Source organism: Acuticoccus sp. MNP-M23 (genome assembly GCF_031195445.1).
GTDB lineage: Bacteria > Pseudomonadota > Alphaproteobacteria > Rhizobiales > Amorphaceae > Acuticoccus.
The window spans coordinates 1,127,895-1,143,171 of sequence record NZ_CP133480.1 but is presented as its reverse complement, the minus strand read 5'-3'; the positions used below and the strand labels follow the sequence as shown (position 1 = coordinate 1,143,171).

Below are 15,277 nucleotides of genomic sequence, written 5' to 3'. Positions count from 1 at the left end.
GAGCACCATGCCCAAGGGTGAAATCGTCGCCGGCTTCATCGCACCGCATCCGCCGCATCTTGTCTACGGCGAGAACCCGCCGCAGAATGAGCCGCGGTCGCAAGGCGGCTGGGAGCAGCTACGCTGGGGCTACGAGAAGGTCCGCGAAGCCATCGACGAGTTGAAGCCCGACGTGCTCCTCGTCCACTCGCCGCACTGGAACACCCAGCTCGGCCACCACTTCCTCGGCGTGCCGCACCTCACCGGCAAGTCGGTCGACCCGATCTTTCCCAACCTCTTCCGCTATACCTACGACCTGAAGGTCGACACCGAGCTGGCGCAGCTCGCCTGCAAATACGCCCGCGAAGAGGGCCTCGTCTCCAAGATGATGACGAACCCGAAATTCCGGGTGGACTACGGCACCATCACCTCGCTGCACCTGGCGCGTCCGCAGTGGGACCTCCCGGTGGTGGGCCTCTCGGCCAACAACTCGCCCTACTACCTCACCACGGAGGAGGGCTTTGCCGAGATGGACCTTCTGGGCAAGGCGACCCGCCGCGCCATCGAGGATTCCGGCCGCCGCGCGATCGTCCTCTGCTCGGCGACCATGAGCCACCGCCATTTCCAGGAAGAGCCCGCAACGCCGGAAGACATGAGCTGCGAGCATCCATACTCGATGGAAATGTACCAGTGGGACATGAAGCTCATCCACCTGATGCGCACCGGGCAGATGGCCGAAGTCCACCGCCTGCTGCCCGAATTCGTCGACATCGCGTTCGCCGAGTTCAAGGCAGGGTCGTTCACCTGGATGTGCTCGGCCATGGGCTACCCGGAGCTTCCGGGCGAGCTTCTGGCGTTCGGCAACGTGATCGGCACCGGCAACGCCATCTTCAAGTGGGACCTCACCAAGCACGGCCTCGCCACCCCCGCGAGCCAGTGGCAGGGCGGCGCGCGGTCCGCGCATGACGCTCCCGCCGCAGCGCCCTCGTGGCAGGCCCCGTCCTCGCCCGCCACCTCTGATGCGTTCTTCCGCGGCGATGGTCCCGCCGTCGGGGCGCGAGCGCTTTAGGAGCCATCGTGAGCGTCGTTTCCGCCTTTATCGTTCCGGGTTCCCCGCTGCCGTACCTGAAGCCCGAGAACCCGCCCTGGAGCGTCATCGCGCAGGCCTGCCGCGCGGCAGGGCGCAACCTCGCCGCCTCCCGGCCGGACACCATTCTCGTCTACTCCACCCAGTGGATGGCGGTGCTGGACGAGCTGTGGCAGCTCCGCCGCTCGTTCAACGACGTGCACGTGGACGAGAACTGGTACGAATATGGCGACCTGCCCTACGAGCTGACCTGCGACGTCGAGCTCGCCGCAGCGTGCGTGGAGGGCTCGAAAGGCATCGGCATCACCTCCAAAGGCGTCGACTATGACAAGTTCCCGATCGACACCGGTACCATCGTCGCCAACGGGTTCCTCAACCCCGGCAGCCGCATTCCGCTGACCATCGGCGCCAACAACCTCTACCACTCGTTCGAGGACACCATGCGCCTTGGCGAGATGGCCGCAAAAACCGCGGACAGGATGGGCCGCCGCGTTGCGGTGGTGGGCGTCGGCGGCCTCTCGGGCTCGATCTTCCGCCATGAGATCGACATTGCGACCGACGGCATCGCCACCGCCAACGATGACGAGTGGAACCGCAAGATGCTGGCGCGGCTGGAGCGCGGCGGCGGCAACGACCTCGTCGAATTCTCCAAGGACTACGCGAAAAATGCCAAGGCGGACATGGGGTTCAAGCACTTCGCCTGGATCCTCGGCGCCCTTGGCGGCCGCATCAACGGCGGACGCATCCATGCCTATGGCGCCACCTACGGGTCCGGCGCCGCGGTGGTGGAGTTTCGCCCCTAAGCCTCAAATCCGGGACGCCACGCCCACAACAGGGAGACGGTACCAATGAGATTGACTGTAACGGGAGTGGCGGCTGCGGCCGCCATGCTGGCCGCAAGCGCGGTGCCTGCCGCCGCGCAGGACGAATGCGTGATCAAGGTCGGCCGCGTCGTTCCGATCACCGGCCCGCTGCTCGACATGGGTCGCGAAACCCCATGGCTCGACGAGAACAAGGTCGACCCGATCAACGAGGCCGGCGGCCTCCAGGTCGGCGACCAGAAGTGCAAGATCGAATACACGATCTACGATTCCAAGGGCACCGCGGCCGGCGCCGGCGAAGCCGCCCAGCGTGCGATCCTGGACGACAAGGTCGACGTGGTGATGGCGCAGGGCACGCCCGACACCACCAACCCCCCGTCCGACCTTTGCGAGCGTTACGAGGTCCCCTGCATCACCTCCGACACGCCCATCGAGGCCTGGCTCTACGGCCCCGACGGCAAGCCGAAAGAATACAAGTACACGCACCACTTCTTCTTTTCGGTGCCGGATCTCGTCAAGAACCACATCGGCATGATCAAGGCGCTGCCGGGCGACTTCAACGGCCGCATCGGCTACCTCTACCCCAACGACCCGGACGGCGTGGTGTTCGCCTCCCTGTTCGACCCCGCCTACAAGGGCGAGGGCTGGAGCCCGGTCGACCCGGGCCGCTTCGAGCAGGGCCTGCCGGACTTCTCGGCGATCATCAACCAGTTCAAGCGCAACCGCGTGGAAGTCGTCACCGGCGTCCTCGCCCCGCCCGACCTGCAGAACTATTTGCAGCAGGCTGCGCAGGCCGGCTTCAAGCCGAAGATGTACATCATCGACAAGGGCACGGGTTATCCGGAGCCGATGCGCGCACTGGGCGATTTCGGCATCGACATCCTGTCGGTGAACTTCTGGTCCCCCGCTTTCCCCGGCACGTCGAAATATGGCGACTATGACGGCGCCGCGCTGGTGGAAGCCTACGAAAGCCAGAACCCCGGCAAGATGTACTCGCCGCCGCTCGCCTGGTCCGACGCCTCCTGGGACGTGCTGTTCGACGCGCTCCAGCGTGCCGGCACCACCGATCGCGACGCACTCCTCAAGGCGATCCACGAGACCGACCTCGACACTGTCGTCGGCAACATCAAGTTCAACGACCAGAACTTCGGTGTGTCCCCGCTCGGCGGCGCGCAGTGGCAGAAGGACGAAGACGGCAACCTCGTGAAGCAGAACGTCTTCAACGAAGTCTACCCGGAGGTGAAGATCACCGGCGAGATGAAGCTCTACCAGCAATAAGGCTGAAGGAGACGGGGTTCGCCCCGTCTCCCCCTCCGACCGCGACAGGCCATGACAGCGCTCTACCGTAACTTCACCACGCAGCGTGATCTGGACGCCGCTTACGATGTCGAGGCCGCCGTGCCCGACTTCATGGCCTACGCGCGCCAGTTCGTGACGGGTTCGGCCGAGTTTCGCGCGCGCACAAGGTGCAGACTCGGCGTGCGCTACGGGCCGACGGTGGACGAATACGCCGATATCTTTCCGGCGGATCGCCGCGGGGCGCCGATCCTCATCTTCATCCATGGCGGGTTCTGGCGGTCGCTTTCGGCGGGCGACTTCTCGTTCTGCGCCGAAGGCCCGCAGCGCGCCGGGATCACCACCGTCGTCGCCAACTACACGCTGGCGCCGAAGGCCACCATGGGCGAGATCATCCGCCAGATGCGCGCGCTGGTGGCATGGACCTTCCGCCATGCCAAAGACATCGGTGGCAATGAGAGCGAAATCTACGTCTGTGGCCATTCCGCAGGCGGGCATCTGACCGCCGAGATGATGCTGACCGACTGGGCGCGCGACTACGGCCTGCCCCCCGGGCTCATCCGCGGTGGCATCCCCATCAGCGGCCTGTTCGACCTCGAACCCATCAAACTCCTCTCCTTCGTCCAGCCCGATCTGCGGCTGACGGACGGTGACGTTGCCGCCCACAGCCCTGCCGCCCATGTGCGAGGTGGCCAGCCGCCAACGCTCCTCACCTATGGCTCCGACGAGCCGTCCGAGTTCCTGCGCCAGTCGGACGAGTTTCTTGCCGCGTGGCGGAAGGCTGGCAACCGCGCGAGCTTTCTCCCCCAGCTCGGCCGCAACCATTTCACTGCCATTACCGAGCTTGCCGATCCCGCAAGCACGCTCTGCCGTGCGATCTTCGACTTCATGGGCCACACGCCGCGCCGGGTTCCGACCGGATGCCGCAGCGCGGTGCCGAGCGTTGCCAGCCTCATGCGAACCGCATCCTGATGGCGGCGCTGCTGGCAGCAGAAGGTCTGCACAAGGCGTTCGGCGCCGTGAAGATCGCGGCCGATATCTCCTTCACCGTGGCCGAGGGCGAGGTGGTCGGCATCATCGGCCCGAACGGCGCGGGAAAAACCACGCTGTTCGGCCTCCTCTCAGGCAACGTGCCGCTCGACAAGGGCCGCATCCGCTTCGACGGACTGGACGTGACGGGCCTTCCCAACCATGCCAGAGCGCGCGCCGGGATCGCTCGCACCTACCAGGTGCCCCGCCCGTTCACCCACATGACGGTTGCGGAGAACCTGCGCGTTGCGGCCATTTTCGGCGGCGATCTCGACGAGGCGGAATGCGACGACTGGGTGGCGCAGGTGCTCGCCTTCACCGGCCTCACCACGCGCGCACCGCTTCTGGCGGGCCGGCTGGGGCTGCTCGACCGCAAGCGGCATGAGCTTGCCCGCGCGCTCGCCACCCGCCCCAGCCTTCTCCTCATCGACGAGGTGGCAGCGGGCCTGACGGACGGCGAGGTGGACGACTTCATCGCACTGGTCGGCCGCATCAAGGGCGCGGGCATCACCGTGGTCTGGATCGAGCACGTCATGAAGACGATGTTGAAGGCGACCGACCGGCTGATCGCGCTTGCCGGCGGCGAGATCATTGCGGAAGGCGCGCCGGACGTGGTGATCGCCGACCCCGGCGTACGGCGGGTGTATCTCGGTGCGTAAGGGGAGCCTTTTTGCCAAACCCGGACGCGGCGGCCGCGTCCCGATGCTCACCGTGGAGGGGCTCAGCGCCTGGTACGGCGAGCTGAAGGCGCTGCACGAGCTGAGTTTCAGCGTCAATTCGGGCGAGGTGCTGGCGATCATCGGCGCCAACGGGGCCGGCAAGTCGACGCTCCTGCGCTCAATCGTCGGCATGATGAACCGCGGCCGCACCGCCCACATCGAGGGGATGATCGAGTTTCAGGGCCGCCGGCTCGACAAGCTCCGCACCGAGCGGATCGTTGAAACCGGCGTGACCATGGTGCCGGAGGGCCGCAAGCTCTTTCCGCGGATGACGGTGGCCGACAACCTCATGGTCGGCGCCCACCTGCCGCGCGTGCGCGAGGCGGCCCGCGAGCGGATTGTGGAAATGTTCGAGTTCTTTCCGCGTCTTGCCGAGCGGCGGGACCAGCTCGTCAGCCAGATGTCGGGCGGTGAGCAGCAGATGGTGGCGATTGCCCGCGCGCTGATGTCCTCGCCGCAGTTGGTCCTCTTCGACGAACTGTCGCTCGGCCTCGCGCCCATCATCGTCGACGACATCTACGCCAAGGTGCGCGAGGTGAATGCCGCCGGCGTCACCTGCGTCGTCATCGAGCAGGACATGCGCCGGGCGCTTGCCGTCGCCGACCACGTTCTCGTCATGCTGGAGGGCCGCGTCGTGCTGGACGGATCGCCGGGCTCGCTCGCCGAGGAAGACATTGTCGCGGCCTATTTCGGCTCCAAGAAGGGCGGGCACTGATGGAGCCGCTCCCCTTCAACGAAGCGCTGTACTGGACCTTCATCGACATCGCCAACGCGCTTTTGACCGGCACCATGATCGGCGGCTACTACGCGATGCTGGCGTTCGGCCTCGCGCTGTCGTTCGGCGTGATGCGGCTCGTCAACCTCGCGCACGGCGAGTTTCTGGTGGTCGGCGCGTATCTGTCCTCGGTCATCTTGCAGGTGGTGCCGGTGCCGCCGTTTCTGGTGCTGATCGTGGTGGTGCCGATCATGTTCTGCATCGGCTACGGCCTGCAGCGGTTTCTCCTCAACCGCGTGTCGGTGCAGGCAATGGAGCGGCGCGGCATGTCGGCCAATTTCGGGCTGATGGCGCCGATCCTCGTCACCTTCGGTCTCGGCATCTTCATCTCGCACCTGCTCCTCGCGATCTTCGCGTCCGACGCGATGAGCATCAAGAACGGTCTCGCCTTCTCCGCCATCCGGCTGACGCAGGACCTGTCGATCTCGACCTTGCGCCTCATCTTCTTCTTCGTCGCCATCGCGACGCTTATCGTCCTCACGCTGTTCCTCAAACGCACGCTCACCGGCCGCGCGATCCGCGCCGCGGCAGACGACCCCGAATATGCCGCCCTCATGGGCATCCGAACCGACCACATCTTCGCGGTGGCGCTCGGCATCTCGCTGGCGATCTCGGGGCTCGCGGGCTTCATGATCGGGATGACGCGCACCTTCCAGCCGTTCGACGGGCCGCAGTTCATCCTGATTGCGTTTGGCGTCGTCATCATCGGCGGCCTCAACTCGCTGCCGGGGAGCCTGATCGGCGGCATCCTGCTTGGTGTCACGCAGGTGCTGGCAGGCACCTATTTCGGGCCGTCGGCGCAGCTTGTGGGCGGCTACATGCTGGTGCTCGGCGTGCTCGCCTTCTTCCGCGAGGGGCTGTTTTCGAAATGATTGGCCGCACGCTCAATACCCTGTTCGAACCCCGCGTCGGACGCTGGCTCCTTGCGGCGCTGCTCGTCTTCCTCATCGCCATGCCGTGGCTGCTGGGCGAAGCCGGCCAGTACTACACCGTGCTCCTGATGACGGTGTTCATCTTCGCCGTGCTAGGCCACTCGTGGAACCTCCTTGCCGGTTTCTGCGGCCTCCTCTCCTTCGGCACGCAGCTTTACGTCGGCCTCTCCGGCTTCACGGTGGCGATCCTCAGCTATTATTTCGGCGCGTCGGTCTGGTTCGGGATGCTGATGGGCGGCGTGGTTGCGGCGCTGTTCGCGTGGCTCCTGGCGGCACCCGTGTCGGACCGCAAGGGACAGCGCAGCACGTGGATCGGCATCGCGGTGGGCGTTGCGTTGTGGGTGATCTACGAGATCGTGATCGCGCAGGTGCCGGCGGCGGACGTGTTCGGCGGGGCCTACATTCGCCGGGTCATCATCCTGTTCGGCCTGTTCCTCTACGCGCTGCCGCTCCTCAAGCTGGAGGGTGCCTATTTTGCGGTTGCAACGTGGCTGATTGCGGCGGCTGTCGCCTCCATCTTCAACGAATGGCGTGTCGTGGGCGCGGGCGGGGGGATGACAATCGCCTCCGACACCACCATCACCCAGCGCTACTATGCGGCGCTCATTCTGGTGGTGCTGGCGACGGCGGTGGTGTGGTGGCTCCTGAAAAGCCGCTACGGGCTGGCGCTGACGGCGGTGCGCGACGACAACGAGGCCGCATCCTCCATCGGCATCGACATTCGCCGCGTGAAGACGATGGTCTTCGTCATCTCCGCGCCGATGGCCGCCATGGCCGCAGGGCTTTACTATATCGACCAGGTGACGATCACGCCGCCGGATGCGTTCCACATCCGCTGGTCGGCCTATGTGGTGTTCATTGTGGTTGCCGGCGGCATGGGCACGCTGGAAGGGCCGCTGATCGGCGCGGTGCTGTTCGTCATTGTCCAGCGCATTCTGGTGGGCGTGTGGGGCGGCGGCGAGCTGACGCTCGGCATCGCGGCGGTGGCGCTGATCCTCATCCTGCCGCGCGGCATTGCCGGTTTCATCGCGGATCGCCGCAACGCTGCACGGGTCGCGCAGCCGGGGGACGGCGACGCGCCGGGGGCAGGTGCGGACATCGAGGCAGCGCCCGCCCCGCCTGCTGCACGGCAAAAGCGCACTGGCCCCGGCGGCGTTGCAGCCGCACTCCTGCTGCCGGCAAGCCCGCTCCCCTATCTGAAGCCCGAGGCCAAGCCGTGGGCGGCTCTGGCGCGGGCAAGCCGTGCCGCGTCCGGGCGCATCGGTGCAGCCAGCCCCGATGCCATCGTGCTGATGGTGAACGGCTGGACCACCGCCAGCGGCGTGCCGCTGATGGCGCAGTCTCGCCTCAAGGGCGCGCGCACCGATGACACGTTCCACGCCTTCGGCCCCATCGATTACGACCTGCGCATCGACCGGGACCTTGCCCGCGCCATCGCTGGCAGCAGCGCAGGCCGCAATGCCGCTGCGCATCTGGTGGATGACACCCACTACGCCGTGGATATGGGCATCATCCTCGCCGCAAAATGGCTCGCCGCAGGATCAACGCCTTTTGTGGTGATCGGCCGCCCCGCAACGGCGGACGCCGCACCGCTGGGCGCGGCTGTTGCCGCTGCGGCACGGGCGGCAGGCAAGCGGATCGCCGTGGTGGGCGTCGGCGCACTCTCCGTGCCGCCCACAGCGCCGGAGGCGAACGCCGCGCACGATGCGATCGACACGGCCGCCAGCGATACATTCAACCGCCGGGTGCTGGGCCTGATGGAAGCCGGCCGCACCGGCGCGCTCGCAAGCCTTGCGCCCGACGCCGGGGTGCGCGTTGACGGGGACGGCGCGCACATCGCGTTTCTTGCCGGTGCCGTGGAGGGCCGCGCGCTGGGGGCCGACATTCTCGCCTATGGCGCAACCATGGGGGCAGGCGCCGCCGTGGCAGCCTTCCGGTTGGCGCCGGGCAACGGAGATAAAGCGTGAGCGACATCCTCAACTTCATCGACGGTGCGTATGTGGCTGGCGGCGGCCGCTGGTTCGACGTGGTGAACCCCGCCACTGGCCAGCCCCACGCCCGTGCCTCTGAAGCCGCCGAGGCCGACGTGGACCGCGCCGTTGCCGCCGCCCGCCGCGCGATGGCAGGCCCCTGGGGCCGCACGAGCGAGGCGGACCGCACCGCCATGCTGAACGCCATTGCCGACGAGATCGACCGCCGCGCCGAAGATTTTCTCGCCGCCGAAATTGCCGACACGGGCAAGCCGCTGAGCCTTGCCGGCACCGTCGATATCCCGCGCGGCGCCGCCAACTTCCGCATCTTCGCCAAGATGATCGGCGCGGAGGCGGAGCGTCTTTACGAAATGGCGACGCCGGACGGCGCAGGGGCGCTGAACTACGCCATCCGCCGCCCCAAAGGCGTTGTCGCCGTCATCAGCCCGTGGAACCTGCCGCTTCTCCTGATGACGTGGAAGGTGGCGCCAGCCTTGGCGTGCGGGAACGCCGTCGTCTGCAAGCCGAGCGAGGAGACGCCCTCCACCTGCGCGCTTCTGGGCGAAGTGATGCGCGCGGTTGGCCTGCCGGACGGGGTGTTCAACGTGGTCCACGGCTTCGGGCCGGGGAGCGCAGGCGCTTTCCTCACCGCCCATCCGGATGTCGACGCGATCACCTTCACCGGCGAAACGCGCACCGGCGAGGCGATCATGAAGGCGGCCGCGGTCGGCACGCGCGACATCTCGTCAGAACTCGGCGGCAAGAATGCCGGCGTGATCTTTGCCGATTGCGACCTTGAGGCCGCGATCGAAGGCACGGCGCGCTCCACCTTCACCAATTGCGGGCAGGTGTGCCTGTGCACTGAGCGGCTTTACGTGGAGCGGCCGATCTTCGACGCATTTGTGGCCGGGCTGAAGGCGAAGGCAGAGGCGCTGGTGCCCGGCGCCCCTTTCGACAGCGCCACCACAATCGGCCCGCTGATCAGCGCCGAACACCGCACCAAGGTCATGGGATATTTTGAGACCGCTGCGGCGGACGGCGCCACGGTTGTCACCGGCGGCAGTGCCTTTGCGCTCCCCGGCGACCACGAAGGCGGCTTCTTTGTGCGGCCGACGCTCTGGACCGGCCTTGCCGAGGACAGCGCTGCGGTGCGCGAGGAAGTGTTCGGCCCGGTGGCCCACATCGCCCCGTTCGACAGCGAGGCGGAGGCGATCGCCCTTGCCAACGACACCCGCTACGGACTTGCAGCCACGCTGTGGACGCGGGATCTGTCGCGCGCGCACCGGGTTGGAGCGGCGTTGGAGGCGGGCATCATCTGGGTGAACACCTGGAACCTGCGGGACCTGCGCACGGCCTTTGGCGGTGCAAAGCAGAGCGGCATCGGCCGAGAGGGCGGCGCCTACTCGTTCGATTTCTATTCAGAGACGCGGAATATCTGCATCAAGCTGTAGGGGTGCGCTCGGGCAGGCCGCGCCGGATCAGGCGGAGAGCGGTGTGCCGTTCTCAGAGCCTATGCCCCGGACGGGTCGCGGGGCGGGCCAAGGTGGGAGCCGCCCCGCGCCTGCGCCAGTTCGGTCTGGCGCTGGCGCTCTCGGAAGCGGGCGCGGTCGCTCTCGGTGTAAGACTCCGCACAATGATGACAGGCGACGCCCTCCTCGAAGTCGGGATGGGCGCGGTCCTCTTCGCTGAGCGGATGACCGCACGCGCGGCACAGGGCAAATGGCATCGCCTCCAGCCCGTGGCCGAGGGCAACCCGTTCGTCGAAGACGAAGCAGGCGCCGCGCCAGTCGCTTTCCGCCTCCGGCACCGTTTCGAGATATTTCAGGATGCCGCCCTTCAGATGGTAGACGTCCTCCACGCCGCGCGATTTGAGAAACGCCGTCGATTTTTCGCACCGGATCCCCCCGGTGCAGAACATTGCAATGCGCTTGCCGGCAAACTCGGCGTGGTTTGCGTCCCACCAGGCGGGAAAGTCGCGGAAACGCCGGGTTCCGGGGTCGACCGCGCCAGCAAAGGTGCCGATGTCCACCTCGTAGGCGTTGCGCGTGTCGATGACGGCAACATCGGGCTCCCGGATCAACGCGTTCCAGTCCTCGGGCGGCACATAGGAGCCGCCGGTTTCGGTGTTCAGCGAAGGTTGTCCCATCGTGACGATTTCAGCCTTCACACGCACCTTCAGCCGCGCAAACGGCATCTCGGCCGCCGCGGATTCCTTCCAGCTCAGTGTGCCGAAACCGGGTTCGCGGCGGACGGCGTCGATGACGGCACGGACCCCATCCGCGGTCCCGGCGATGGTGCCGTTGACCCCCTCGCCGGCGAGGATCAGCGAGCCCTTGACCGCAGCGGCTTCCGCCTCGGCGCGAAGCGTTGCGGCAAGTGCTTCGGGGTCAGGGACCCTCGCGAAATGATAAAGTGCAGCGACGGTGATCATGGCCGATCAGGTACAAACTCGCAGCGCCGCGCACAAGCGATCCCGCAGCAGGATTTTCCGCCCAGAACGGCGCGCATACGGTTCAGTGCTCCTGCGCGGCAGGCATTGATCCCTCCGCGTTTGCGGCCGGCATGAGAACTTCCGGCGTGGCGCCGCTGATCCCATCAAAGGATGCCGCTATCAGTTGGAAAAGGAAGAACCCGGAGGAGGATCGCTTCTGCATCGAGGCAAGCGACGGGCAAACGCGCATTTTTCCTGCGCCTTGATAAGGAATTTACTTCTTTCCTCCTGAGGCCGAAGCCCGCACTTTTCGTTTAGCGAAAATTCGATGGCAGCAACCGCAGTCCTCAGCGCCGAGCGTGCAGCAGAGGGGGGCCGCGTTTGCGCCGTGGCGAGACTCCCAATCCAGGACGTGAAAATGACTGCCGAAAAGACTGACACGCTTATCGTCGGTGCAGGTCAGGCCGGGATTGCGATGAGCGAACACCTGACGGCGATGGATATTCCCCACATCGTCCTGGAGCGCAGGCGCGTCGCGGAAAGCTGGCGGTCGCAGCGCTGGGATTCCCTCGTCGCCAACGGCCCCGCCTGGCACGACCGCTTCCCGAACCTCGAGTTCGACGACGTGGGGCCAGACACTTTTCCGCCGAAGGAGCGCATGGCGCGCTACTTCGAGGACTACGCCGGAATGATCGACGCGCCGATCCGCACCAACGTCGAAGTCAAGCGCGTCAGCCGGTGCGAAGGCCGTCCGGGTTTCATCGTGGAGACGTCAAAGGGCGAGATCGAGGCGCAGCGTGTGGTGGCCGCCACCGGCCCGTTCCAGGTTCCGTCCTATCCGCAGATCGTTCCGGAAGACGCGGGCTTCGATCAGATCCACTCGTCAAGCTACCGCAACCCGGATGCGCTGGCAGACGGCGCCGTCCTCGTCGTCGGCGGTGGCGCATCGGGCTGCCAGATTGCCGAGGAACTGCGGCGCGCCGGTCGCGAGGTCTATCTGTCGATCGGTGAGCATTATCGCCCGCCGCGGTCCTATCGCAACCGCGACTATGTCTGGTGGCTGGGCGTTCTGGGCAAGTGGGACGAGATCAAGACAACCCCGAAGAAGCACATCGCCTTCGCGGTCAGCGGCTATGATGGCGGCCGCACGGTCGATTTCCGCCGGCTCGGCCACGCCGGCATCACCGTCCTTGGCATGACCGTTGCCTACGATGACGGCGTGCTCCAGATCGCCGACGACCTCATCGAAAACATCAAGTTCGGCGACGAAGCCTATCTCGACGTTCTGCGCGAGGCCGACGCCTATGTGGAGCGTAACGGCATCGACCTGCCGCCGGAGCCGGAGGCCTGGACCATCGAGCCGGACCCGGACTGCGTGAAGAACCCGCTCCACGAACTGGATCTGGCGAAAGCCAACGTGAAAACGATCATCTGGGCGACCGGCTTCAAGTTCGACTTCAGCTGGCTTCAGGTGAATGCGTTCCACGAGGACGGAACGCCGTTTCACAAACGCGGCATTTCTGCCGAGACCGGGATCTACTTTCTCGGCCTGCCCGAACTCACCAACCGCGCATCGTCGTTCATCTACGGCTGTTGGTACGACGCAAAGTATATCGCGACCCACATCGGGGTTCAGCGCGCCTACGTCGCCTACGAAAAGGCCTAGTCCGCACTCACACCCAAGGATCACTTGCATGAAGCAGGTCATGTTCCTCAACGGTCCGAATGCCAACCTTTATGGCCTCGACCGCAGCGGCACCTACGGGAGCGACAGCTTTCCCCAGATCGAGGCGGCCTGCCTTGCGCGCGCCGCCGAGCTTGGCTTTGCGCTCGACTTTCGCCAGTCGAACCATGAAGGCGTGCTGATCGACTGGATCCAGGAGGCGCGGCAGAGCTGCGCCGGCCTTTTGATCAACGCCGCGGGGCTGACCTACACCTCGATCCCGATCCTCGATGCGCTGCTCTCCTTCGATGGCCCGATCATCGAGTGCCACATGAGCAACATCTGGAAGCGCGAGCCCTTCCGCCACCATTCATTCATCTCCAAGGCTGCAACCGGCGTGGTCGCCGGCCTCGGCCTCAGGGGCTATCTCCTCGGTCTCGCCGCAATGGGCGAACTGATCGACGAGCCCGCCCAATGACGGACACGCTCGTTTTCTACAGCGAACCGGACCCGTTCGAGGTCTGGCGGGACGCGCTTCTGCCGCATCTGGGCGACCATGTGCGGATCGAGAAGGCGGGGGCCGTCACCGACCCCGAAGCGGTTCGCTTTGCGCTGGTGTGGATGCCGCCTGCGGGGTTCTTTGCCGGCTACCGGAACCTCGAGCTGGTCATCAACCTTGGCGCCGGGGTGGACCGGCTTGTCGCGCGGGACGATCTGCCCGACGTGCCGATCACGCGCCTGTCGGACCCCGAGATGGGCCGGATGATGGCCGGCTTCGTGCTCTTCTCGGTTCTGCGCCATGCCCGCGACATTCCGAACTTCCAGGCGGCGCAGACCCGGCGCGAGTGGGCCTACAAGCACCCGCGTGGCGCAAGCGAGACCACAGTCGCAGTCCTCGGCCTTGGCGAACTCGGCGCGCTGGCCGCAACCGAAATTGCGCGGCAGGGCTACGACACCCACGGCTGGGCGACACGGCCGAAAGATCTTGAAGGGGTGACGGTCCACACCGGCGACGATGCTCTCGGCGGGCTTCTCGCCATCGCCGACATCGTGGTCTGCATGCTGCCGCTCACATCCGGCACCGGCAACCTCATGGACGAGGCGGCCTTCGCGGCGATGAAGCCGGGCGCCGCATTCGTCAACGTGTCGCGCGGCGCTGTGGTGGACGAGCCGGCACTCGTGGAGGCGCTTCGGTCGGGGCACCTTTCCGGCGCAACACTCGACGTCTTCGCCGCCGAACCGCTTCCCGCAGACAGCCCGCTGTGGACGCTCCCCGGCGTGCTGATCACGCCGCACCTCGCCTCGGTCGCACTGCCGAAAAGCGCCGCGCCGCAAATCGCCGCCAACATCCGCGCCGTTCAGACCGGCGGCGAAGTCATCAATCAGGTCTCCCGGGTGCGCGGTTACTAGGCCGTGACTGGCGCACAGGCGGCAAGCCGCTGGAATGCCGCATCAAACTCGTCAACCAGAAGGATACTGCGAATGAAACGTCTCCTCGCTACCGCTGCCGCGCTTACGCTCCTTGCGCAGGCCGCATCCGCCGAAACCCTCGTCGTCTCAAGCTGGGGCGGCAGTTTCCGCGACCTGATTGCCGACACCATCGGCAAGAAGTTCACCGAAGACACCGGCGTCGAGGTCGAGTTCATCACCGGCGGCACCATCGACCGGCTGAACCAGGCCAAGCTGAGCCGCGACAACTCCGAAAGCGACGTGACCTTCACCACGTCCCACATCGGCTGGCTCTACCGCAATGACGGGCTGTTCGAAGACCTCGACCTGTCGAAGATCCCGAACGCCGCAAACCTTGTCGAGCAGGCCAAGATCAGCCCCTCGCACATCGGCGCCTGGGCCTACGTCTACACCATCGGCTACCTGCCGGACATGGTGCCCGAAGGCATCACCTTCGAGAGCTGGAACGACCTGTGGTCGCCCGAGCTGAAGGACATGATCGCAGCGCCCGACTTCGACCCGTCGCACATCATCGCCGTTGCAGCCAAGCTCGATGGCGTCAGCATCGAGAACTGGAAAGAGGCGACCGGCAAGCTCCTGGCGCTGAAGCCGAACTTCAAGGCGTTCTACACCAACGACGCCAACTCGCAGCAGCTGCTGGCAACCGGCGAGACCCCGGTGCAGATCCTCCTGTCGATGAATGCCTACTACATGCAGTCGCAGGGCCTCGACGTGCAGCTTGCGATCCCGAAGGAAGGCGCTGTCCTCGGCGTTGACACCATGGGCATCACCACCGGCACCGACAAGGAAGAGCTTGCCTACAAGTTCCTCAACGCCGCGCTCGACCCCGAGGTCCAGGCCAGGATCGCCGAGATCAAGAAGGGCAGCCCGGTTGTCTCCAATGTCGAGCTGCCGGCAGAGCTTGCGGCGCTGCCCGGCATCTTCACGACGCCCGAGCAGTGGGAAAGCCAGACCCTTATCATCCCGCACGAGCTGCGCGCGAAGATGACCGCCGAATGGCGCCAGTGGTTCACGGAAAACATGATCTCCGGCAACTGAGCACAACCCGTCCCGGCGGCACCCCCGCCGGGACACCCCGTCCGCAATTTCAGGAGCACCCGACGCG

At 66.1% G+C, this 15,277-nt stretch carries 14 protein-coding genes; 13 read left to right on the top strand and 1 reads right to left on the bottom strand.

The genetic code is table 11. The annotated features are described in order from the left end of the window. Window positions 1–7: 7 nt before the first annotated feature. From RDV64_RS05405 to RDV64_RS05365, 9 genes are read left to right on the top strand one after another with little or no spacing between them, the layout of a single operon-like run. Complete coding sequence (locus tag RDV64_RS05405) at window positions 8–1,048, top strand: tRNA U-34 5-methylaminomethyl-2-thiouridine biosynthesis protein (RefSeq protein ID WP_309198255.1); 1,041 nt, start codon at window positions 8–10, stop codon at window positions 1,046–1,048. Window positions 1,049–1,056: 8 nt separating this feature from the next. Next, complete coding sequence (locus RDV64_RS05400; RefSeq protein ID WP_309198254.1) at window positions 1,057–1,869, top strand: tRNA U-34 5-methylaminomethyl-2-thiouridine biosynthesis protein; 813 nt, start codon at window positions 1,057–1,059, stop codon at window positions 1,867–1,869. Between the two features lie 45 nt (window positions 1,870–1,914). Next, window positions 1,915–3,165, top strand: coding sequence for an ABC transporter substrate-binding protein (locus RDV64_RS05395; RefSeq protein WP_309198253.1), 1,251 nt, complete (start codon window positions 1,915–1,917; stop codon window positions 3,163–3,165). A 51-nt stretch (window positions 3,166–3,216) separates the two neighbouring features. Next, the gene (locus tag RDV64_RS05390; RefSeq protein WP_309198252.1) at window positions 3,217–4,155 is read left to right on the top strand and encodes an alpha/beta hydrolase; all 939 of its coding nucleotides are present in this window, start codon (window positions 3,217–3,219) and stop codon (window positions 4,153–4,155) included. Next, complete coding sequence (locus RDV64_RS05385; protein ID WP_309198251.1) at window positions 4,155–4,871, top strand: ABC transporter ATP-binding protein; 717 nt, start codon at window positions 4,155–4,157, stop codon at window positions 4,869–4,871. Before RDV64_RS05390 ends, RDV64_RS05385 begins: the two co-directional genes overlap by 1 nt. Further along, on the top strand, window positions 4,864–5,646 hold the full coding sequence (locus tag RDV64_RS05380; protein ID WP_309198250.1) for an ABC transporter ATP-binding protein: 783 nt from the start codon (window positions 4,864–4,866) through the stop codon (window positions 5,644–5,646). Before RDV64_RS05385 ends, RDV64_RS05380 begins: the two co-directional genes overlap by 8 nt. Beyond that, on the top strand, window positions 5,646–6,578 hold the full coding sequence (locus RDV64_RS05375) for a branched-chain amino acid ABC transporter permease (RefSeq protein WP_309198249.1): 933 nt from the start codon (window positions 5,646–5,648) through the stop codon (window positions 6,576–6,578). The genes RDV64_RS05380 and RDV64_RS05375 overlap by 1 nt, the downstream gene beginning before the upstream one ends. Next, complete coding sequence (locus tag RDV64_RS05370) at window positions 6,575–8,605, top strand: hypothetical protein (RefSeq protein ID WP_309198248.1); 2,031 nt, start codon at window positions 6,575–6,577, stop codon at window positions 8,603–8,605. The genes RDV64_RS05375 and RDV64_RS05370 overlap by 4 nt, the downstream gene beginning before the upstream one ends. Next, the gene (locus RDV64_RS05365; RefSeq protein ID WP_309198247.1) at window positions 8,602–10,059 is read left to right on the top strand and encodes a 2-hydroxymuconic semialdehyde dehydrogenase; all 1,458 of its coding nucleotides are present in this window, start codon (window positions 8,602–8,604) and stop codon (window positions 10,057–10,059) included. The genes RDV64_RS05370 and RDV64_RS05365 overlap by 4 nt, the downstream gene beginning before the upstream one ends. A gap of 59 nt (window positions 10,060–10,118) precedes the next feature. On the opposite strand, the gene RDV64_RS05360 is transcribed toward RDV64_RS05365, so the two are convergent. Beyond that, window positions 10,119–11,039 (bottom strand): rhodanese-related sulfurtransferase, encoded by a 921-nt coding sequence (locus RDV64_RS05360; RefSeq protein ID WP_309198246.1) that lies wholly within the window; start codon window positions 11,037–11,039, stop codon window positions 10,119–10,121. 418 nt (window positions 11,040–11,457) lie between these two features. Between RDV64_RS05360 and RDV64_RS05355 the strand changes: the two genes are divergently transcribed. From RDV64_RS05355 to RDV64_RS05340, 4 genes are all read left to right on the top strand, one after another. Beyond that, complete coding sequence (locus RDV64_RS05355) at window positions 11,458–12,705, top strand: NAD(P)/FAD-dependent oxidoreductase (RefSeq protein ID WP_309198245.1); 1,248 nt, start codon at window positions 11,458–11,460, stop codon at window positions 12,703–12,705. Window positions 12,706–12,733: 28 nt separating this feature from the next. After that, entirely contained in the window at window positions 12,734–13,180 is a 447-nt protein-coding gene (locus RDV64_RS05350; RefSeq protein ID WP_309198244.1) for a type II 3-dehydroquinate dehydratase, read from the top strand. After that, window positions 13,177–14,112: a glyoxylate/hydroxypyruvate reductase A gene (locus RDV64_RS05345; RefSeq protein WP_309198243.1), complete on the top strand. Its 936-nt coding sequence runs from the start codon at window positions 13,177–13,179 to the stop codon at window positions 14,110–14,112. Before RDV64_RS05350 ends, RDV64_RS05345 begins: the two co-directional genes overlap by 4 nt. Window positions 14,113–14,184: 72 nt before the next feature. Beyond that, window positions 14,185–15,210 (top strand): ABC transporter substrate-binding protein, encoded by a 1,026-nt coding sequence (locus RDV64_RS05340; RefSeq protein ID WP_309198242.1) that lies wholly within the window; start codon window positions 14,185–14,187, stop codon window positions 15,208–15,210. Window positions 15,211–15,277 lie beyond the last annotated feature (67 nt).

Excerpts from the sequence above, each read along its gene's own strand:
- RDV64_RS05405 (WP_309198255.1), top strand. The coding sequence starts at position 8 with ATGCCCAAGGGTGAAATCGTCGCCGGCTTCATCGCACCGCATCCGCCG.
- RDV64_RS05395 (WP_309198253.1), top strand. The coding sequence starts at position 1,915 with ATGAGATTGACTGTAACGGGAGTGGCGGCTGCGGCCGCCATGCTGGCC.
- RDV64_RS05390 (WP_309198252.1), top strand. The coding sequence starts at position 3,217 with ATGACAGCGCTCTACCGTAACTTCACCACGCAGCGTGATCTGGACGCC.
- RDV64_RS05385 (WP_309198251.1), top strand. The coding sequence starts at position 4,155 with ATGGCGGCGCTGCTGGCAGCAGAAGGTCTGCACAAGGCGTTCGGCGCC.
- RDV64_RS05375 (WP_309198249.1), top strand. The coding sequence starts at position 5,646 with ATGGAGCCGCTCCCCTTCAACGAAGCGCTGTACTGGACCTTCATCGAC.
- RDV64_RS05370 (WP_309198248.1), top strand. The coding sequence starts at position 6,575 with ATGATTGGCCGCACGCTCAATACCCTGTTCGAACCCCGCGTCGGACGC.
- RDV64_RS05360 (WP_309198246.1), bottom strand. The coding sequence starts at position 11,039 with ATGATCACCGTCGCTGCACTTTATCATTTCGCGAGGGTCCCTGACCCC.
- RDV64_RS05355 (WP_309198245.1), top strand. The coding sequence starts at position 11,458 with ATGACTGCCGAAAAGACTGACACGCTTATCGTCGGTGCAGGTCAGGCC.
- RDV64_RS05350 (WP_309198244.1), top strand. The coding sequence starts at position 12,734 with ATGAAGCAGGTCATGTTCCTCAACGGTCCGAATGCCAACCTTTATGGC.
- RDV64_RS05345 (WP_309198243.1), top strand. The coding sequence starts at position 13,177 with ATGACGGACACGCTCGTTTTCTACAGCGAACCGGACCCGTTCGAGGTC.
- RDV64_RS05340 (WP_309198242.1), top strand. The coding sequence starts at position 14,185 with ATGAAACGTCTCCTCGCTACCGCTGCCGCGCTTACGCTCCTTGCGCAG.